General features: G+C 71.7%; 19 protein-coding genes and 2 pseudogenes. 15 read left to right on the forward strand and 6 right to left on the reverse strand.

Going from position 1 to position 20053, the window contains the following annotated elements:
* Positions 1–112: 112 nt before the first annotated feature.
* From KBX37_RS19225 to cysK, 3 genes are all read left to right on the forward strand, one after another.
* On the forward strand, positions 113–556 hold the full coding sequence (locus KBX37_RS19225) for a hemerythrin domain-containing protein (protein ID WP_210777340.1): 444 nt from the start codon (positions 113–115) through the stop codon (positions 554–556).
* Positions 557–798: 242 nt separating this feature from the next.
* Positions 799–1350 carry a serine O-acetyltransferase EpsC gene (gene epsC / locus KBX37_RS19230; RefSeq protein ID WP_247658463.1) on the forward strand — a complete coding sequence of 184 codons (552 nt, stop codon included), beginning with the start codon at positions 799–801 and terminating at the stop codon, positions 1348–1350.
* A complete protein-coding gene (gene cysK / locus KBX37_RS19235) occupies positions 1350–2279 on the forward strand; it encodes a cysteine synthase A (RefSeq protein WP_305798113.1) in 930 nt (309 codons plus the stop codon). The genes epsC and cysK overlap by 1 nt, the downstream gene beginning before the upstream one ends.
* 79 nt (positions 2280–2358) lie before the next feature.
* On the opposite strand, the gene KBX37_RS19240 is transcribed toward cysK, so the two are convergent.
* Positions 2359–3531 carry a TIGR04053 family radical SAM/SPASM domain-containing protein gene (locus KBX37_RS19240; protein WP_210777342.1) on the reverse strand — a complete coding sequence of 391 codons (1173 nt, stop codon included), beginning with the start codon at positions 3529–3531 and terminating at the stop codon, positions 2359–2361.
* A 394-nt stretch (positions 3532–3925) separates the two neighbouring features.
* Here KBX37_RS19240 and KBX37_RS34605 point away from each other — a divergent pair, with 394 nt between their 5' ends.
* From KBX37_RS34605 to KBX37_RS19275, 7 genes and pseudogenes are all read left to right on the forward strand, one after another.
* Positions 3926–4171 (forward strand): MoaD/ThiS family protein, encoded by a 246-nt coding sequence (locus tag KBX37_RS34605; protein ID WP_307849127.1) that lies wholly within the window; start codon positions 3926–3928, stop codon positions 4169–4171.
* An 18-nt stretch (positions 4172–4189) separates the two neighbouring features.
* On the forward strand, positions 4190–4447 hold the full coding sequence (locus tag KBX37_RS19250) for a DUF6457 domain-containing protein (protein WP_210777324.1): 258 nt from the start codon (positions 4190–4192) through the stop codon (positions 4445–4447).
* Positions 4444–5634 (forward strand): molybdopterin molybdotransferase MoeA, encoded by a 1191-nt coding sequence (locus tag KBX37_RS19255; RefSeq protein ID WP_210777325.1) that lies wholly within the window; start codon positions 4444–4446, stop codon positions 5632–5634. The genes KBX37_RS19250 and KBX37_RS19255 overlap by 4 nt, the downstream gene beginning before the upstream one ends.
* Before the next feature lie 321 nt (positions 5635–5955).
* Positions 5956–7137, forward strand: a complete 1182-nt coding sequence (locus tag KBX37_RS19260) for a multicopper oxidase domain-containing protein (RefSeq protein ID WP_210777326.1) — start codon at positions 5956–5958, stop codon at positions 7135–7137.
* Entirely contained in the window at positions 7134–8048 is a 915-nt protein-coding gene (locus KBX37_RS19265) for a F510_1955 family glycosylhydrolase (protein ID WP_374103799.1), read from the forward strand. The genes KBX37_RS19260 and KBX37_RS19265 overlap by 4 nt, the downstream gene beginning before the upstream one ends.
* Positions 8049–8085: 37 nt before the next feature.
* Positions 8086–8376: a sulfurtransferase TusA family protein gene (locus tag KBX37_RS19270; RefSeq protein WP_210777328.1), complete on the forward strand. Its 291-nt coding sequence runs from the start codon at positions 8086–8088 to the stop codon at positions 8374–8376.
* Positions 8377–8465: 89 nt separating this feature from the next.
* Positions 8466–8930 (forward strand): annotated as a pseudogene (locus KBX37_RS19275) (sensor histidine kinase); the annotation flags it as partial.
* A 130-nt stretch (positions 8931–9060) separates the two neighbouring features.
* Here the strand turns inward: KBX37_RS19275 and KBX37_RS19280 are convergent.
* From KBX37_RS19280 to KBX37_RS19295, 4 genes and pseudogenes are all read right to left on the reverse strand, one after another.
* Positions 9061–9228: pseudogene (locus KBX37_RS19280) on the reverse strand (response regulator transcription factor); the annotation flags it as partial.
* Between the two features lie 11 nt (positions 9229–9239).
* Positions 9240–9671, reverse strand: a complete 432-nt coding sequence (locus KBX37_RS19285) for a pyridoxamine 5'-phosphate oxidase family protein (protein WP_210777329.1) — start codon at positions 9669–9671, stop codon at positions 9240–9242.
* 293 nt (positions 9672–9964) lie between these two features.
* A complete protein-coding gene (locus tag KBX37_RS19290; RefSeq protein ID WP_210777330.1) occupies positions 9965–10429 on the reverse strand; it encodes a hypothetical protein in 465 nt (154 codons plus the stop codon).
* 65 nt (positions 10430–10494) lie between these two features.
* Positions 10495–10884 (reverse strand): hypothetical protein, encoded by a 390-nt coding sequence (locus KBX37_RS19295; RefSeq protein ID WP_210777331.1) that lies wholly within the window; start codon positions 10882–10884, stop codon positions 10495–10497.
* 315 nt (positions 10885–11199) lie between these two features.
* Between KBX37_RS19295 and KBX37_RS19300 the strand changes: the two genes are divergently transcribed.
* From KBX37_RS19300 to narI, 5 genes are all read left to right on the forward strand, one after another.
* Positions 11200–12456, forward strand: a complete 1257-nt coding sequence (locus KBX37_RS19300; RefSeq protein ID WP_210777343.1) for a nitrate/nitrite transporter — start codon at positions 11200–11202, stop codon at positions 12454–12456.
* A 274-nt stretch (positions 12457–12730) separates the two neighbouring features.
* Positions 12731–16378: a nitrate reductase subunit alpha gene (locus tag KBX37_RS19305; protein WP_210777344.1), complete on the forward strand. Its 3648-nt coding sequence runs from the start codon at positions 12731–12733 to the stop codon at positions 16376–16378.
* Entirely contained in the window at positions 16378–18009 is a 1632-nt protein-coding gene (gene narH / locus KBX37_RS19310; RefSeq protein WP_210777332.1) for a nitrate reductase subunit beta, read from the forward strand. The genes KBX37_RS19305 and narH overlap by 1 nt, the downstream gene beginning before the upstream one ends.
* Positions 18006–18713, forward strand: coding sequence for a nitrate reductase molybdenum cofactor assembly chaperone (gene narJ / locus KBX37_RS19315; protein ID WP_210777333.1), 708 nt, complete (start codon positions 18006–18008; stop codon positions 18711–18713). Before narH ends, narJ begins: the two co-directional genes overlap by 4 nt.
* Positions 18710–19465 carry a respiratory nitrate reductase subunit gamma gene (gene narI / locus KBX37_RS19320; RefSeq protein ID WP_210777334.1) on the forward strand — a complete coding sequence of 252 codons (756 nt, stop codon included), beginning with the start codon at positions 18710–18712 and terminating at the stop codon, positions 19463–19465. Before narJ ends, narI begins: the two co-directional genes overlap by 4 nt.
* Here the strand turns inward: narI and KBX37_RS19325 are convergent.
* On the reverse strand, positions 19438–19788 hold the full coding sequence (locus KBX37_RS19325) for a carboxymuconolactone decarboxylase family protein (protein WP_210777335.1): 351 nt from the start codon (positions 19786–19788) through the stop codon (positions 19438–19440). The genes narI and KBX37_RS19325 overlap by 28 nt on opposite strands.
* Between the last annotated feature and the right edge of the window lie 265 nt (positions 19789–20053).

The following is a 20053-nucleotide window of genomic DNA, read 5'->3' on the forward strand; positions in this document are numbered from 1 at the left end:
GACGGCGGGATCAGGGCCCGCCGTCCCGGCTCCCCGGGTCCTTCGGCCCTGCTCCGGCCGGTTGTCCGGGGGCAGCATGGATCAAGACCAGACGGTGTGAGAGGTGGCGGCGATGTGCAACTACTGCGGCTGCCGGGAGTTCCCGCTGATCGGCCAGCTCTCGGCCGAGCACGAGACGATCGCCAACGCCGCCGGCCGGCTGCGCGCGGCCATCGTCGGCGACCACCCCGACGACGCTCTGGTGGCGCTGGACGACCTGTTGGCCCTGCTGCTGCCGCACACCGCCATCGAGGAGGACGGCCTCTTCGCCGAACTGCGCGCCGAGGGCAGCCTCGCCGACGCCGTCGCCCGCCTCTGCGCCGAGCACCGGGACATCCACGGCGTGCTGGGCCACATCGACCGCGCGGCCCCGGACTGGCCCGCGGTGCTCGCCGCCCTCGGCCGGCTGCGCCGGCACATCGACAACGAAGAGCATGGCCTCTTTCCCGCCGCGGTGATCGCGCTGCCGATCCCCGCCTGGGACCGCATCACGCCGGCCGCCGGGAGCGCCCGGTGACCCGCCGTCCCCGCCGCCCGCGGCCCCCGTCCGGGATCGGACGGTACCGGCTGGCCGGCTGCCGCTTCGCGGTACCGATGGCAGGTGCGCACGTCCGGGGCGTCTTCGACGAGCGCTGTCGCACGGCCTGACCTCGGCCTGTCCCGCCCCGGCCCGCGGCCGCCAGCCGGACTGGCCGTATGCCGGTCCTGCCCGACCGGCCGGTCGCCGCGGCACCGGCCCCTGCCCCCGGGAACACCCCCATGCTCGACGACATCCGCGCGGCGTACCGCCGCGACCCTGCCCTGCGCGGCGCCCGGATCGTGGAGGCGCTGCTCTACCCCGGCCTCTGGGCGGTGTGGAGCCATCGGATCGCCCACCGGCTGCACCGCTGGGGGCTGCCCCTACTGCCCCGGGCGCTCAGCCAGCTCACCCGCCTGCTGACCGGCGTCGAGATCCACCCCGGGGCGGTCATCGGCCGCCGCCTGTTCATCGACCACGGCGCGGCCGTGGTGATCGGGGAGACCGCCCGCGTCGGCGACGACGTGACCATCTACCACCGGGTGACGCTGGGAGGCCGCGGCTGGTGGCTCGACGGCGAGGGAAGCCGCCGCCACCCCACCATCGGCCACCGGGTCGTGCTCGGCGTGGGCGCCTCGGTGCTCGGCCCGGTACGGGTCGGTGACGACGCCCGCGTCGGGGCGCACTGCCTGGTCCTGGATGACGTGCCGCCCGGCGCGCGGCTGCACGCCCCGCGGGCGGCACCGTCCACCACCCGACGGCCGGACACCCGGCCCGGAGCGAGGAGAACCTGATGATCCATCCCGACGTGACGGCCCTGATCGGCCGTACCCCGCTGGTGCGGCTGGACCGGCTGGCGGCGGAGCTGCCGGTCACCCTGCTCGGCAAGCTGGAGTCGGCCAACCCGGGCGGCAGCGTGAAGGACCGGCTGGCCCTCGCGCTGGTCGAGGCGGCGGAGGCCAGCGGCGAACTGGCCCCGGGCGGGACGATCGTCGAGGCGACCAGCGGCAACACCGGTGTCGGGCTGGCCCTGGTCGGCGCCGTCCGCGGCTACCGGGTGATCCTCACGATGCCGGAGAGCATGAGCGTGGAGCGGCGGGCGCTGCTGGCCGCGTACGGGGCGCGGATCGTGCTCACCCCGGCGGCCGAGGGCATGGCCGGCGCGGTCCGCCGGGCCTGGGAGATCGCGGACGCCGATCGGGCATTCCTGCCGCGGCAGTTCGACAATCCAGCCAACCCGGAGATCCACCGCCGGACCACGGCGGAGGAGATCTGGGCCGACACCGAAGGAAGGGTCGACATCCTGGTCGCCGGCGTCGGCACCGGCGGCACGCTCACCGGCGTCGGCCAGGTACTCAAGGCCAGGAAGCCGGGCGTGTGGACGGTGGCGGTGGAGCCGGCCGAGTCTCCGGTCCTCTCCGGCGGTCAACCGGCGCCGCACGGCATCCAGGGCATCGGTGCCGGCTTCGTCCCCGAGGTGCTCGACCCGACCGTCTACGACCTGGTCGTCCGGGTCGACGCGGAGCAGGCCCGGGCCACGGCCCGTCGGCTCGCCCGCGCCGAAGGGCTGCTGGCCGGCGTTTCCAGCGGTGCCGCCCTGCACGCCGCGATGCAGGTGGCGGCGCGGCCGGAGCACGCCGGGGCGACGGTGGTGGTCGTGCTGCCCGACACCGGCGAGCGGTACCTGAGCACTCCCCTGTTCACCGGACCGGAGCAGTCCTGAGCCGGGGCGGCTCCGGTTCCCCGGCGGGCCGGAGCCGCCCACCGTCCGCACGGCAATTACGGACGCGACGCCGGCGCGGTCAGGTGGCCAGGGACTCCTTCCCCTCCTCCGCGCGGGGGAACGACCCCGGCAGATAGCCGCAGGACGGATCCTCGGCCCACAGGTCGCCGGTGACGGCGTACGCCCGGGCCCGGGATCCGCCGCAGACCGCCCGGAACTCGCAGGCACCACAGCGCCCACCGAGGCGCCCCGGGTCCCGCAATCCGGTGAACAGTTCCGAGTCCCGGTAGATCTCCACCAGCGACCGCTGGCGCACGTTGCCGGCCGGCACGGGCAGAAAGCCGCTGGGATGCACGTCTCCCCGATGGGAGACGAAGGCGAAGCCGTTGCCGGCGCTGACCCGCAGCGGAGGACGCCGGGTGCGCTGCGGCCGCCCGGTCAGGCCACGCTCCCGCAGCAGGTCACCCAACCGCCGGTAGAGCGGACCCAGCCCCAGCGCCCGGACATGGTCCTCGCCACGCCGGGCCAGCACGTCGCGTTGCAGGCACACCCGCCGGAAGTGGTGCGCCTCGGTCGTCTTGACCGCGACCACCTCGCCGAGGTCGTAGAGGGCGTTGAGCACGTCCTCGGTCTCGGCGGCGTCCAGAGCGCTCAACGCCCGGCCCCGGCCGGTCGGTACCAGGAAGAACACGCTCCAGAGCAGCGCGCCCCGGTCGCGGACCCCGGCGGCGATGTCCGGCAGGTCCCCGACGTTCCGCCGGGTCACCGTGGTGTTGATCTGGACCTTCAGGCCCAGGTCGAGCGCGTCCCGCCAGGCCCTCGCGGTCAGGTCCCACACTCCGGGTACGCCCCGGAACCCGTCGTGCCCGGCGGCGTCGGCGGCGTCCAGGCTCAGCGAGACCGCCCGGGCGCCGGCGGCACGAAGCCCGGCCAGGGCATCCCGGGTGAGGGTCGGTGTCCCCGACGGGGACACCGAGACAGCCAGCCCGAGTTCGGTTCCCCGCCGGACCAGGGTCTCCAGGTCGGGCCGCTGGAACGGGTCGCCGCCGGTGACCACGAACAGCGGCGCCGGGTGGCCGAAGTCGGCGACCTGCGCCATCAGCGCCGTCGCCTCGTCGGTGTCCAGTTCCGCCGGATCGCGGGCCGGGCGGGCGGAGGCCCGGCAGTGCAGGCAGGCCAACGGGCAGGCCTGGGTGGCCTCCCAGATCACGATGAACGGGCGCTGCCCGACGTCCTGCCTCGGCAACCGGATCGAGGCCGCCGGCCCCCGCCGTCGCGCGCCCGGATGTGTCGCCTCCAGCGTGTCGGTCATACCGACGATGGTGGTCGGTGCGAACCGGTAGAAACAGGGTCTCTGGTCCCGTCGGTTCGCCGGTGACCTCGGCAGAAGGGGTCACCATGCCCAGATGATCTCGGGACCTTCGGCCCGGTTCCGCGCCGCACTGCGCCGGCAGGATGGCGACGTGCCCGCTCCGGTTGCGCCCCGACCGGCGCGACGGTGGGGATCACAGATCGACCGAGGGGACGAGGCGTATGTCGCGAGCAACCGAGAGGGCACAACGGGCGCTGCTGGCGGCCGATCCGGCCCGGCTGGGAGGGACCGCCGAAGCTGCCCACCCGCGCGGCGACCGCAGCCGCTCGCGACGGTGAACACCGTACGGGTTCGGTACTTCGGCGGCACCCGGGCCGCCGCCGGAGTATCGGAGGAGGACCAGCGGGCCACCACCCTGGCCGAGCTGCTCGAACGGCTGGGCAGCACGCACGACCCCGCGCTGCGCGCAGCCCTGCGGACGTGCAGCTTCCTGGTCGACGGCACCCAGTGGCGTGACCGCGAGGCCGTCCTGCCCCCGGCCGCCACCGTCGACGTGCTACCGCCGTTCGCCGGCGGCTGACCAACCCAGGGGAGAAACATGACCATCGGTCCCCGACTGGACGACTGGCTGGCCGAGGTGTCGTCGGCGCTCGACCTCGACGCGCCGCCGCCCGAGGACACCCGCGCGGTGCTGGAGGTCGTACGACAGGTGGCGCACGGCGTCTGCCGACCGGCGGCACCGCTCGCCGCGTACCTCATCGGGGTGGCCGTCGGCCGCGGCGCCGACCCCGCCGCCGCCCGCGTCGCAGTCGCCGCGTTGGTTCCGCCGGAGGCGGCGGTCGAGGCAGCGCCATGACCATCGCGGCGGACCACCGTCACCACGACCGTGCGGCGCGCCCGGCCGCAGAGTGGGCCGCCGCGCGGATGCTGGCGCACACGCTCCCGGCTGCTCTGCCCGCGGAGTCGGTGCCGCTCGCGACCGCGACCGGCCGGACCCTGGCGGCTCCGCTACGTGCGGCGGTTCCGCTGCCCGGCTTCACCAATTCCGCCATGGACGGGTACGCGGTCCGCGGGGACGGCCCGTGGCGGGTCGTCGACCGTGTTCTCGCCGGACGTGTCCACAGTGTCGCACCCCTGGCCGCGCATACCGCCGTCGAGGTCGCCACCGGCGCTCCTGTGCCGGACGGCACGGACCGGGTCGTGCCCTACGAGGCCGCCGACCGGACCGGTGATGTCGTGCGCGCGACCCCGGGCGACCGTAGGCACATCCGCCACGCCGGTGAATACGCCCAGCCGGGACAGGAAATCGCACCGGCCGGCGCACGCCTCACCCCGGCAACGGTGGGGCTGGCCGCCAGCGTCGGACTCGACATGCTCACCGTCCACGCCCGACCCCGGGTACGGCTGGTGATCAGCGGCGACGAGCTGGTCCACACCGGTCTGCCCCGGTGGGGCAGGGTCCGGGACGCCATCGGACCGATGCTCGGCCCGCTCCTGGCAGCCTGGGGAGCGCTGCTGTTGGACTCCCGGATGGTCGGCGACCATCCCGACTGGTTCGCCGAGGCGATCTCGGACAGCACGACCGACGCCGATGTGACAATCGTCTGTGGGGCATCGTCCGTCGGCCCCGCAGACGGACTGCACCCCTCGTTGCGGCGCCTCCACGCCGTGGTGCACGTCGACGGCGTGGCGTGCCGCCCGGGGCACCCACAGGTCCTGGCGCAGGTCGGGCCGAGATGGATCGTCGGGCTGCCGGGCAACCCCTACGCCGCGCTGGTTGCCGCGCTCACTCTGCTCGACCCGCTGCTCGCCGCTCTTGACGGTCGACCCCTGCCCGAGCTCGACGCGGCGGTCGTGGCCGATCCACTACGTCCGGACGCCCGGAACACCCGCATCCTGCCCGTACGACGCCGGGACGGACACCTGCGGCTCGTCGAGGGCGCACATCCCGGCTACCTGGGCGCCGCCGCTACTGCCGACGCCTTCGCCGTCGTTCCCTCCCGATGGCAGCGCGGTGACAGGGTGGCTCTGCTCGCCCTGTGATAGCCCCGGCCCGGCCGGCAGCCCGTCTGACCGGCCGGCCTCCCCCTGCCGATGCGGGCCTCCGGCTCTGCCCGCGGCCCGATCGGCGGGCCGGGTCTTCAAGCCGGCATCGCGGATTCCCCAACTCCCGCAGGGCAGGTGTCCAAGTCCCGGCGGCAGGCCTCGGCCGGTTGAGCGGAGGTCACGTCGCCGCTGTGTTGTGCCGGCGCCTCGTAACGCCGCCTTCCCGGCGGGACGGCCTGCGACCAGCCATCCGTCGACAGGTGCCGGTAGCACTGGTTGAGGCGCGGGTCGCAGCGAAAGTCCGCAACGGTAGAGACCTTGTGCCCGCAGATGGTGTCGTGGGGCCTCTTGCCGCACCACCGAAGGCCCACGCAGGGTGGACGGGTGACAAAGCAGGAGATGCCGGATGGGCTGCGGAGACTGCGCGGCCCGGGCAGGGTGGCAGCCGTCGGACTCGCGCTCGTGCTGCTGCTCGGCGCAGCCTACGGCGCAGGCGCGTGGACTGCGACCGAGCAGCATTCAGTCGCCCGTTCCGGCCACGGCACGGCATCGGCAGACCCCGAGCTCGGGACCGAGGACGGCCACGACCACAGCAGCCACGAAGGCACCCACGGCGAGCCGGCCGTCTACGACCCGGCAGCCGTGCCCGCGGCCGGCTTCCGGGCCCGCGAAGCGGTCCTGGCGCCGGCGCCGGCCGGAGGCGAGCATCGGATCACCCTCACCGTCCGGGAGACGGTGCTGGAGGTGGCGCCGGGAGTGCGGCAGCGGGCGTGGACGTACAACGGCGCCGTGCCCGGCCCTACGCTGCGCGGCCGGGTCGGTGACCGTTTCGTGGTCACGCTCGTCAACGACGGCTCCACCGGGCACTCGGTCGATTTTCACGCCTCGCAGGTCGCCCCGATGGTGCAGATGCGCACGATCGCACCGGGTGAGCGGCTCACCTACCGCTTCACCGCCGAGCGGGCTGGCGCGTTCCTTTACCACTGCGGCAGCGCCCCGGCCGTGCACCACGTCGGCAACGGCATGTTCGGCGCGATCATCATCGATCCTGCTGGGCTGCCGCCGGTGGATCAGGAGTTCGTCATCGTACAGTCGGAGTTGGCGCTCGGCCCCCGGGACGGCCTGGCCAAGGTGGGCAAGCTCTACCGGGCGGAGTACGACGCGGTGGTATTCAATGGCTACGCCGGTCAGTACCGGTTCGCGCCACTGACGATCACGGCCGGTTTCCGCACGCGGGTCTGGGTCGTCGATGCCGGGCCGTCGGCATCGTCGGCGTTCCACGTCGTCGGCACCGTCTTCGACACGGTGTTCAAGGAGGGCACGTACGTGCTGCGACCGGACGCCACCCGCGGCGGCGCCCAGGTTCTCGACCTCGCGCCCGCGCAGGGCGGTTTCGTCGAGTTCACGTTCGCCGCGCCGGGCGACTACCCGATGCTCAGCCACCGTTTCGCCGACGCGACCCGGGGCGCGAGCGGGCTGTTCCGGGTGTCGCCGCGATGACTGGCGAGCGGGCGGGAAGAGGTGCGACTCGGTGCCCCGCCCGTCCCGGCGGCAGCGCCCGCTGGGTGGGCGTCGCGGCAACCGTACTTGCGGTCATCGCGGGCACGGTGGTCACGTTGATCTCCGGACCCGGCGACGCCGGGGTCGGCGGCACGGCAGCGGCGGGCGACATCGGGCACGTACATGCCCTGGCGGTCGATCCCGCAACCGGGGTCCTGCACGCCGCCACGCACCACGGCCTGTACCGCGTCGACGGAGCGGACGCGGCGGTGCGCGTGTCGACGCACGCCCCCGACCTGATGGGCTTCACCACGGTAGGGCCGGGGCACTTCGTCGCATCCGGCCACCCCGACCCGCACGCCCGCGGCCCGGCGAACCTCGGCCTCATCGAGTCGACCGATGGCGGCGTCACCTGGAACACCATCGCGCTGTCCGGGGCGGCGGACTTCCACGGCCTGCACGCCGCGCACGACACCCTGTACGGCTACAACTCCACCGACGGCGCTTTCATGGCCAGCACCGACCGGCAAGTCTGGGAGCACCGCTCCCTGACCGTGATCGGCGCGTTCACGGTCAGCCCCAGCCGCCCCGATGAGGTCCTCGCCGTCGGGCGCAACGGCCTGCAACGCTCCCTCGATGGGGGCCGCAGCTGGCAACTGCTCCCCGGTACGCCGTCGCTGGCGGTACTCACCTGGGACACCGACCAGGAGCTGTTCGGCGTCGACGCCGACGGCGGGGTATGGCAGTCGTCCGACGGTGGCGTCACGTGGCAGCGGCGTGGTGACGCCGACGCACCTCCGCATGCGCTGACCCGCCACGGCGCGAAGCTCTACCTGGCCGTCGCCGGGGAACGGATCATCGCCAGCACCGACGGCGGCGCCACCTGGAGCACCCACTACCAACCAGCCTGACGACCCGTCCCCTCCGCACCCCGCCACAGGAGATGCCATGCCGCCTGCCGAACCGCCCGTCGTGCTCGACGGCGGCGACCGCGGCTGCGTACGGCTGCTGCTGGAGCTACGGGCCCTGATCCGGGCCGTCACGCCCGGCACCGTCATCCACCTACTCACCACCGACCCGGCCGCACCACTGGACCTGCCCGCCTGGTGCCACCTGACCGGCCACACCTACCTCGGTCCGGTGCCCGGTGGAGCAGCCGCTCCCGCCTACGGCATCCGCGTCGCCGGTGACCGGGCCACACCCACCGACCCCGATCATCCGTGGCGACCGGTTCGCTGACACCGACGACGAGACCGAGCTGGCCCTGTCCGAAGGCACCTGCACCACCTGCGGCTGGTCGTGGACCGGGACGGCCAGGGCGTGGTGAGGTGGCGGCACCGGTCGACGACCTGGACGCCACGATCAAGGACATCCGCCGCACCATCTTCGAGCTGCGGACGCCGATGAGCGCGGCGCTGCGCACGGAGATCCGGGAGGCCGTCGAGGTCGCCGCCGAGTCGCTCGGCTACCGACCCACCCTGGAGCTGACCGGGCAGACCGACAGCGCCGTCCCCGACGAGGTCCGCCCCGACCTCACCGCCGTGCTGCGGGAGGCGCTGTCCAACGCGGTACGCCACGCCCAGGTGCACCACGTCGCTGTCGCCGTCCGCGTGGACGCCGGCCAGGTGTCGGTGACCGTCACCGACGACGGGGTCGGCTGCGACCCGGCCGCCGCCCGCGGCGGCCTGGTCAACCTCCGCGAACGCGCCGAACGCCACAGCGGCACCCTCGAGGTGCAGCCGGTCGCCCCGCACGGCACCCGACTGCACTGGCGCGTGCCGCTGAACGACTGACGCCCGCGCCCTGCGTGCTATTCCAGGATGCACTGGCCTCGCGGCGAGCCGGAGGCCACTGCATCCGGGTTGAAGCATGATCTTGGCGGCGCAGCGGGCGCCGGCGACGACGGGCGCGACCGAGATCCGGTCAGTGGGTCCTGCCGAGGAGGCGAGCGGCGAGCACGGCGGCCTGAGTGCGGCGCTCCAGGCCGAGCTTCGCCAGCATGCTCGACACGTAGTTCTTCACTGTCTTCTCCGCGAGAAACATCTTGCCGGCGATCTCGCGGTTGGTGAGGCCCTCGGCCACGTACTCCAGCGGGTCCAGCGTCACTGTGTGCTGACCGCCTCGCCCGCGTCGACCAGCCGGTAGCCGACCACGATGTGTGGCTCGATGCGGATCACGCAGTCCATGGCCATCGAGACCCATGGTTGCAGCGCCCGCCCGTACCGGGCCACCTCGCGCGAGTCGGCCAGCAGGCGCGCGAAGCCGGTGACCACGACGCTCCAGCCCAGCCGCTCGACCGGGTCGATCATGTCCGCCTCGTACGCCACCACCACGCCCCGGCCCGAGTCCACCGCCGAGGCCAGACCGCCGCCCAGATGGCTACGGATGATCACGGATCCGTCGTCGAGGATGTGATTGACTGGCCGGATCGCCGGCAGCGCCTTGTCCGTAAACACGATCCGGCCCAGGGAGACGCTGCCGAGAAGTGTGAGGCACTCCTCGGCGGAGAGTTCCCGCAGATTCCGCGACGCCATGCTCGCATCATCAAAACCCGACGAGCGGCGGGACAGGGCCAAAGGTCCCGACGGCCCGTGCCATTGGCCGGGTCGCCCAAGGTGCGAATCGCACAGCACGAGGCCTTGAGACGCCCGGCCGGCGGCCGGCAGGGTCGACAGCTGCTGATCAGCGTGGAAGCCGCGGTGTTCAACCTGCGGGCGGTGCTGCTCACCCGCGGTCGGTGCGCTCTCCTCCCCTGACGAGGTCTGACCTGACTGGTGGCGGACGCTCCACCGTCCGCCACCAGTCGTCCGGTATCCCCGTCACCCGGTCACGACAGGTGCGCCGCCAGGGCGAGGAACGCCGCCCCCACCAGCACGACGATGCCGCCGAGCCCGATCACCAACGCGCTTACCTGCCACGCCTGGTACGCCCCGAGCAGGGCTCCGCGCAGCGTCTCCCCCATGAAGGCGGTCTGCCGGAGCTGCTTGAGCCGCTCGTCGTCGCGCCCATTCGTCATGTATTCCTGGGCGATCTGCGAGTACGTGCGGCCGCCGGTGGCCTGGGCCACGTGCTGAGCGATCAGGTCGGAGTAGGCACGGGCCTGCGTCCCGGTGCGTACCGAGGCGTCGGCGTACCGGGTGAGCGGAGCGGGCAGGCCACGAGGCGGGAACGCTATCCGCTGCGTGGTCAGCTCGTGGGTGACGGTGAGCCGGCCACGGATGCCCTGGGCGATCATGAAGGGACCGGCGGCGAGGAGCAGTGCTCCTGTGGCGGCGAGCACAAGTGCGGTCATGTCGACCACCCTGCCCGCCCGTTAGGCAGCCGCGCAGAGGCCCAGGTCCCGAAGCCGAACGGGACTCAGGTCCCCGGATCGCCGGTTTTCACGCTCCCGCAGGCAGTCGGCCCTGTCCCGGCCTGAATCCGGGCGGTGCGGGCGGCGTTGGTCACCACCGGCAGCAGCCTGGCCAGGTCCGCCTCGTCATGATCGGCATGCCGCGAGTTGAGCCGCGCTGGAGCATCCAGAACAGGAGTAGACAACGGGTTGGTCCGTACGTCGGGCACGGCCGGTCGGACGCGTCGAGCGGATTCAGCGGCGGACTCCACCACAGTCGCCTCACCAGTGGGTTCCGGCGGGCCCGCCGACACGGCATCGATGCCGGGCACCCGCAGGCCGGAAACGCCGGTCACCCCCAGGAACTCGCAGTAGTCCTCGAGCACGCCGTACCGGTCGTTGCGCAGCACCACCACCGTCAGCGGCACCCCGTGCCGGGCGGCCTACCGAGATCATGGTTGAGGTTGACCCGGCGGATCCGGACAGCGGCAGCACCGGAGGTCCCGACCCCTGGGAGACCAATGGCCGTGGTCGGTCATGGTTTTGCGGTGCGAGCGAGTGCGGCCGCTGCGTCCCGGGGGGCGGTAGCAGGCCCGGCGCCCCCATCCCGCCGGGACCTCCGGCCCTGACCGATCACGTTCCGGTGCACCACGCTCGTCTGGGGAAGCGGACAGCACCAATCCTCTTCCGAGTCCTCACTGAGGTCTTGTCCAGGGAGAAAAGCGATGATCATGACCAGCGACCGCCAGCCGACGCAGATCCGGACGGCTCAACAACCCGGTCGCGCCGCCGGCGCCACCCTTCAGCTCGCCGTAGCGACCCTGGGATTCCTGGTCAACTTCTGGGCGTGGGCACTGCTGGGGCCGCTCGGCCCGGGCATCAAGGAACGGCTGGACTTGAGTTTCGCCGCCCAGTCGCTGCTCGTCGCGGTGCCGGTCGTGGTGGGTTCCCTCGGCCGGATCCCGGTGGGAGCCCTCACCGACCGGTACGGCGCCCGCGCGGTGTTCCCACTCGTGACCGTTGCCACCATCGTGCCGGTGCTGACCCTCACCATGGTCTCCTCGTACACGGCCCTGATCGTCACCGGCTTCTTCCTCGGCATCGGCGGCACCACATTCGCCGTCGGCGTCCCGCACGTCTCCGGCTGGTATCCGCCGGCCCGGCGCGGATTCGCCATCGGCGTGTTCGGCGTCGGGATGGGCGGCACGGCGATCGCGAACTTCACCACCGTCCCGCTGGCCGACGCCTTCGGCGACTCGGCACCTTTCCTGCTCGTCGCCGCGGTTCTCGCCGGATACGCCGGGTTGTCCTTCCTGCTGCTGCGGGACGCGCCCGGGCGCACCCGTCCCACCGCCTCGCCGTGGCGTCGGCTCGTGGACGTCGGCCGGCTCAGCGTCACCTGGCAGTTGTGCTTCCTCTACGCCGTTGGCTTCGGCGGCTTCGTGGCGTTCAGCGTCTACCTGCCCGCCTACCTGCGTACGACCTACCACCTGAACCCCACCGATGGAGCGCTGCGCACCGCCGGCTTCGTGGTGCTCGCCGTGGCCGCTCGCCCGGTCGGTGGCTGGCTGTCCGACCGGCTGCACCCGGTCCCGGTGCTGGTCTGGTGCTTCGCCCTGGTGGCGGTCGTCGCCGTCGTACAGTCCTTCGAGCCGGCCCTCATGCCGGTGGCCACCGTCGCCCTGCTCGGAATGGCGGCCCTGCTCGGTGCCGCCAGCGGTGCGGTGTTCGCCCTGGTCGGCAAGGTCGCACCCGCCGAACAGGTCGGGGCGGTCACCGGACTGGTCGGGGCGGCCGGCGGCCTCGGCGGATTTGTTCCGCCGCTGCTGATGGGGTGGGTCTACGGCGAGCAGGGCTCGTACAGCATCGGCCTGATGCTGCTCTCCGACGTCGCACTGGCCGCTGCCGTCTTCACCGCGGTCAAGATGGCGGGACTCGCCAAACGCGCAGGCGGTGCGGGTGCACGGCCTGCCGCAGCCAGCAGCTGACGCCCGTCGCCCGCGACGGTGCGGTCCACCGAGGGGCGGCGTCCCTCACCTACCCCGGTGGCAGTGACGTGGCCGGTTCGGGACCTTGGTCCTTGCGATCCGGGACGGCCGGCACCTGACTCACCCGCAATTTCCGCGAAAGCTGGAAGACGGTCGGAGATGCGGCCCGGCGTGACATCTGCGCGGACGCCGTGCCACTCATGAAGGAGCAACAACCGTGTCACCACGCCCAAGGCAGGACATCACCACCCCCTCGACGGACGCGGTGCCCGGCATGGCGCCGCTGCTGGCGGCACGCCGTCTCCTGACCAAGGAAACCGTCGGGGACCACGGGCGCACCCTGCACCAGGTCGACAGCAACGAGTGGGACACCTTCTACCGCGACCGGTGGCGCTACGACCGGGTGGTCCGCTCCACACATGGCGTCAACTGCACCGGCTCGTGTTCCTGGAACGTGTTCGTGAAGGACGGGCTCATCACCTGGGAGCACCAGGCCACCGACTACCCGACGACCGGGCCGGACGCGCCCGATTACGAACCCCGCGGCTGCCCGCGCGGCGCCTCGTTCTCCTGGTACGAGTACTCACCATCGCGGGTCCGTCACCCCTACGTCCGGGCGGCGCTGGTGAACATGTTCCGTGCGGGGCTCCAGCGCCTCGGCGACCCGGTCCTCGCCTGGGCCGACATCGTCGAGAACCCGGAGAAGGCGCGGGCGTACAAGAGCCAGCGAGGCCGCGGAGGTTTTGTCCGCGCCAGTTGGGACGAGGCGATCACCATGATGGCCGCCGCGCACGTCTACACGACCAAGACGTACGGGCCGGACCGGGTCGTCGGGTTCTCGCCGATCCCGGCAATGTCCATGGCGTCGTTCGCCGCCGGCACCCGGTACCACTCGCTGCTGGGTGGCACCCTGCTGAGCTTCTACGACTGGTACGCCGACCTGCCGATCGCCTCGCCGCAGATCTGGGGGGACCAGACCGACGTCCCCGAGGCAGGCGACTGGTGGAACGCCACCTACCTGATGATGTGGGGCTCCAACATTCCGGTGACCCGGACCCCGGACGCGCACTTCCTCGCCGAGGCCCGCTACCGCGGCACCAAGGTCGTCGCGGTGAGCCCGGACTACGCCGACAACGTCAAGTTCGCCGACGACTGGCTGGCGCCCCACCCCGGTACCGACGGCGCCCTCGCCATGGCGATGGGCCACGTCGTCCTCACCGAGTTCTTCCGCGACCGGCAGGTGCCCTACTTCACCGACTACGTCCGCAGGTTCACCGACCTCCCGTTCCTCGTCACCCTGCGGCGAAGCGGCGACGGCGGGTGGGCCGCCGACCGGTTCCTCACCGCAAGCGACCTCGGCGACAGCGACCCGGCGGCGGCGCACAAGACGGTGCTGATCGATTCGCGTACCGGCCAGCCGGTCGTCCCGAACGGGTCGCTGGGGTTCCGCTACGGCGAGCAGGGCGCAGGCCGGTGGAATCTGGACCTCGGGGAGGTGCTGCCCACGCTGGGACTGCTCGACCACACGGATGACACGGTGGAGGTCGACCTGGCCCGGTTCGACATCGGAGACACCGAGGGCGGGTCCACCATGCGCCGGGGTGTGCCGGTCATGCGGGTGGGCGAGCACCTTGTCACGTCCGTGTTCGACCTGCTCATGGCCCAGTTCGGCGTGCGCCGTGGCGAGCTGCCGGGCAGTTGGCCGACCGGCTACGACGATCCCGACGAGCCGAGCACGCCGGCCTGGCAGGAACGCATCACCGGGGTGCCGGCCGCGGTGGCCGCCCGCATCGGCCGGGAGTTCGCGCGCAACGCCGAACGCAGCCGGGGCCGCTCGCTGATCGTGCTCGGCGCCGGCACCAACCAGTGGTTCCACTCCGACATGACCTACCGGGCGTTCATCGCGCTGGTCACCCTGACCGGCTGCCAGGGTGTCAACGGTGGCGGCTGGGCGCACTACGTCGGGCAGGAGAAGGCCCGGCCGCTGACCGGCCAGCAGCACCTGTCGTTCGCCTTCGACTGGCAGCGGCCGACGCGCCACCAGGCCAGCACCCCGTTCTGGTACCTGCACACCGACCAGTGGCGCTACGAGCGGGTGCCCGCCGACGAGCTGTCCTCGCCGTTGGGGACCGGCCGGTTCGCCGGCATGGCCTTCGCCGACACGGTCGCCGCGGCGCAGCGGATGGGCTGGAGCCCCGGTCACCCGGCGTTCAACCGCAACCCTCTCGACCTCAGCGACGAGGCGGCCGCGGCCGGCCGCTCCGTCCAGGACCACATTGTCACCGAACTCAAGGCCGGCCGGCTCAAGGGCGTGGCCGAGGACCCCGACGACCCCGCCAACTTCCCCCGGTGCCTCACCCTGTGGCGGGCCAACCTGCTCGGCTCCTCGGGCAAGGGCAACGAGTACTTCATGCGGCACCTGCTCGGCGTGGACTCCCTGGCCAGCGCCGAGGAGTGCGACCCCGACCACCGGCCCCGAGACGTCACCTGGCGGGAGGAGGCCCCGACCGGCAAGCTCGACCTGCTCACCGCGATCGACTTCCGCATGACCAACACCGGCCTGCACGCCGATCTGGTCCTGCCCGCCGCCACCTGGTACGAGAAGCACGACATCTCCACGACCGACATGCACCCGTTCGTGCACGCGTTCAGTCCAGCAGTCGAGCCCCCGGCCGACGTGCACACCGACTACGACGCCTTCCTCGCGCTGGCCGACCGGGTGAGCGAGCTTGCTGGCACCCACCTCGGTGTCCGCCGCGACGTGCTGGCCGCGCCGCTGCAGCACGACACACCTGACGAACTGGCGATGCCGGGCGGACGGGTCCGCGACTGGAGAGCCGCCGAGTGCGAGCCGCTGCCCGGCCGCACCATGCCCAAGCTCATCGAGATCGAACGCGACTACACCCTCATCGGGGCCAAGATGCGGGCCGTGGGCCCGCTGCTGGACACCCTCGGCACCACCACCAAGGCGCTCACCGTGGACGTCGGTCCGGAATTGGAGTACCTGCGCCACGAAAACGGCGTCATCGCCGACGGTCCGTTCGCCGGGCGGCCCTCCCTGGCCACCGCCGACCGGATGTGCGAGGCGATCCTGGCGCTGTCCGGCACCACGAACGGCAGGGTCGCCGCCGCCGGTTTCGCCGCCCTCGAGGAGCGCACCGGCCAACCGTTCCGCGACCTGATCGAAGGCCACGAGAACGACCAGATCTCCTTCCCGGATACCCAGTCAGCGCCACAGCCGGTGTTCACCAGCCCGGAGTGGTCCGGCTCGGAGAAGGGCGGACGGCGCTACTCACCGTTCACCCTCAACGTCGAACGGTCCAAGCCCTGGCACACGCTCACCGGCCGGCAGCACTTCTTCATCGAACACGACTGGATCGCCGAACTGGGTGAGCAGCTGCCGGCCTTCCGCCCGCCGTTGAACATGGCCCGCCACTTCGGTAAGCCAGGAGAACTCGTCGACGGCGGTGTGACGGTCCGGTTCCTGACCCCGCACGCCAAGTGGTCGATCCACTCGATGTACCACGACAACGAACTCATGCTCGCCCTGTCGCGCGGCGGGCCCGTCATCTGGATGAGCGTCGAGGACGCTGCCAAGATCGGCGTCAAGGACAACGAGTGGATCGAGGCGCACAACCGCAACGGCATCGTGGTCGCGCGCGCCGTGGTCAGCCACCGCATGCCGGAGGGCACCGTGTTCCAGTACCACTCGCCGGAACGCACCGTCAACGTTCCGAAGGCCGAGAAGACGGGGCGGCGCGGTGGCTACCACAACTCGTTGACTCGGCTGCTGGTGAAGCCGACCCACCTGGCCGGCGGGCACGCCCAGCTCACCTACGCCTTCAACTACTACGGACCGATCGGCAGCCAACGCGACGAGATCACCGTCATCCGCCGCCGCGCCCAGGAAGTGGAGTACTGATGAGGATCCGCGCGCAGGTCGCCATGGTGATGAACCTCGACAAGTGCATCGGTTGCCACACCTGCTCCGTGACGTGCAAGCAGACGTGGACCAACCGCGAAGGCACCGAGTACGTGTGGTTCAACAACGTCGAGACCAAGCCGGGCATCGGCTATCCCAAGGGTTACGAGGACCAGGACCGCTGGCACGGCGGCTGGCGACTGGACAGCAAGGGCCGCCTGACCCTGCGCTCCGGCGGACGGATCAAGCGGCTCACCAGACTGTTCGCCAACCCCGACCTCCCCTCGATCGACGACTACTACGAGCCCGCCACGTTCGACAAGGACATCCTCGTCAGCGCCCCCGCAGGACTCACCGACACCCCGGTCAAGCGGCCGTACTCGGCCCTGACCGGAGAACCCATGTCCGTGCAATGGGGCGCGAACTGGGAGGACAGCCTCGGCGGCGCCCACGAACACGCCGGTCAGGACCCCAACATCGCTCGCATGCCCGCCGACGCCGCCGCGAAGGTCAAGTTCGAGTTCGAGAAGACCTTCATGTTCCACCTGCCGCGCATCTGCGAGCACTGCCTCAACCCGGCCTGCGTGTCCGCCTGCCCCTCCGGCGCCATGTACAAGCGCGACGAGGACGGCATCGTCCTCGTCGACCAGGACAGGTGCCGCGGCTGGCGGATGTGCGTCTCCGCGTGCCCCTACAAGAAGGTGTACGTGAACCACGCCACCGGCAAGGCCGAGAAGTGCACCTTCTGCTTCCCTCGGATCGAGGCCGGCCAACCCACGATCTGCTCGGAGACGTGCGTCGGGCGACTCCGCTACCTCGGCATCGTCCTGTACGACGAGGACTCCGTCGGCGCCGCCGCATCGGTCCCCGACGAACACGACCTGCTCGACGCCCAGCGTGGCGTCTTCCTCGACCCGCACGACCCGGCCGTGCAGCAGGCCGCTCGCGACGCTGGCATGCCGGACGAATGGATCGACGCGGCGCAGCGCTCACCCGTGTGGCGACTCATCAGCGAGTACCGCATCGCCCTACCGCTGCACCCGGAGTACCGCACCCTGCCCATGGTGTGGTACGTGCCGCCGCTCTCCCCGGTCCTCGACGCGGTCGGCGCGGCCGGTCGCGACGACACCGACGCCGACGATGTCTTCCACACCATCCGCGACCTACGCATCCCCGTCGAGTACCTGGCCGAGCTGTTCACGGCCGGGGACGCCGACGCCGTCGCCGGGGTGCTGATGAAGCTCGCCACCATGCGCTCCTACATGCGGGTCCGCACCCTGGACGGCACCGTCGCCCAGGACCTGCTCGACAGCATCGACATGACCGCCGACCAGGTCGAGGCCATGTACCGACTGCTGGCGATCGCCAAGTACGACGAGCGGTACGTCATCCCCACCGCCTACGACAAGGACGCCGCCGCACTTGAGGCGCAGGCCGCCGCGCAGGGCGACTGCTCCCTCGACTGCGAGGGAGGCCCCGGCATGGGCGGCGACCGGACCGCCGCCACCGTGGAACAGTTCCACCTCGTCGAGGGCGATTCCGGCGTGCACCCCGGCCAGCGCGGACTGATGGCCCGGCGCCGCGACGGCCGCGTCGGCCTGTCGATCAACCCACTTCGGAGCGGATCATGACCGCCCCCACCGCCGCCGTCCACTCCCGTTCCGTCCCGGCCGCCGAACGCGCGAAGCTGTTCCAGCTCGCCGCGCTGCTGCTGACCTATCCGGACAGCGACCTGGTGGAGGCTGGTGACACCCTGTCGGCGGCCGCCGCGCGGATCGAACACCCGCACCTCCGACGGCTGTTCGACGAGTTCCTCACCTGGCTGCGCGGGACTGAACCGATCGAGGTGCAGCAGCACTACGTTCAGACGTTCGACCTGCGCCGCCGCTCCGGCCTCTACCTCACCTACTACCTGCACGGCGACACCCGCAAGCGCGGAATGGCCCTGCTGATCCTCAAGCAGCGCTACCGGGCACACGGGCTCCGCCTGGCCGACGGCGAGCTACCCGACCTGCTACCTGTCGTCCTCGAATTCGCCGCCGCCGTCGGTCCTGGTGACGGAGAGGCCCCGCTGCGTCAGCACCGGCGCGGCATCGAACTGCTCCGCGCCGCGCTCACCGACCTCGGCACCCCCTACCGGCTGATCCTCGACGCGGTCACCTACGTCCTGCCCGAACTCACCGACTCCGACCGCGAAGCCATCGCCGCGCTCGCCTTCGACGGTCCACCGGTCGAGGCCGTCGGCATGGATCCGTACAGTCCCGACCCGCACGCGCCCAACGGCGCTGCCCTGGCCCCCTACCCCACCTGCCGCGCGCCGGAGGCCCCGCGATGACCACCTTTCTCTGGATCGTCCTGCCGTACCTGTGCCTGACGGTGTTCGTGGTCGGTCACGTATGGCGGTGGCGACACGACCAGTTCGGCTGGACCACCCACACCAGCCAGTTGCTCGAAAACCGCCTCCTGCGCCTCGGCTCGCCACTGTTCCATCTCGGGGCGCTCGGCGTCGTCGGCGGACACGCCGTCGGCCTCCTCGTGCCCGCCACGGTCACCGAGGCGGTCGGCATATCCGAGCACCTCTACCACGTCACCGCGGTCTGGGGCGGCACGCTGACCGGCACGATGCTCGTCGCCGGGCTCACGCTGTTGATCGCCCGCCGCATCGTCAACCGCCGGATCCGGCGCGTCACCACCACGATGGACAAGGTCCTCTACACGGCGTTGGCTGCCATGGTGGTCCTCGGGATGACCGCCACCGTCGCCACCAACCTGCTCGGTGGCGGGTACGACTACCGCGAGACCATCGCGGTGTGGTTCCGCAGCATCTTCTGGCTGCACCCGCAGAGTGAGCTGATGACCGACGCACCGCTGGTCTACCAACTGCACGCTCTCGGCGGGTTCGTCTTCCTCGCCCTGTGGCCCTTCACCCGCCTCGTCCACGTCTGGTCCGCCCCGATCGCCTACGTGTGGCGCCCCTACGTCGTCTACCGCCGGCGCCGCGGACCGGCGCCCACCGCCCCGCCCGCGCCCGCCGCCGTACGACAGGCACAGGTCCGGCGTCAGGCCGACGCGCCGTCGTCCTCGTGACCGGGCGGCGGTGCCGTGGCGACGTCCTCGATCCACGCCAGGGCGGCGATGGCCGTCGGGAATCCGCAGGTCGTGATCGCGTTCAGCGCGACCGCGCGGACCTGCTCGAGAGTGGCGCCGTGTGCTAACGCCTTGCGAACCTTGGAACGAACGGCGCCTTCCGCCTCCGCGCCGATGGCGAGGGCGAGCGTGATGAGCCGGTCGGTTCGATCATCGAACTGATTGCGCTCACGTACTGCGCGAGCAAGCGCGCCTTGCGCGTCGGCAATCTCCGGAAAGCGTTCGAGAAACTGCGTGTAGATGCTGGGCAGGTACTCGGCCATGCTCTCTCCAACCTGGTCCGCGCTGGGCCTGCTCGTAGCGTAAGGGCTATGGGGCCGGTGGTACGGCATGGTCACCGCGGTGGCCGGCGCGTCTCCTCGAGAGTGCCGTCGTTGTCGCCCTGTGCAGGGCCTTTAGGCCAAGGCCGTGAAGTTAAGGATCGGCCTGGTCTGTCAATGCGGGTTGGCCTGCGAGGATGTCGATGGTGAGGGTGGCGAGGTAGCTCTTGCGGTCGACGCCGAGGCTCTTGTAGGCGTAGCGGGACAG

It is taken from the genome of Micromonospora sp. U56 (genome assembly GCF_018070095.1).
GTDB classification, from domain to species: Bacteria; Actinomycetota; Actinomycetes; order Mycobacteriales; family Micromonosporaceae; genus Micromonospora; species Micromonospora purpureochromogenes.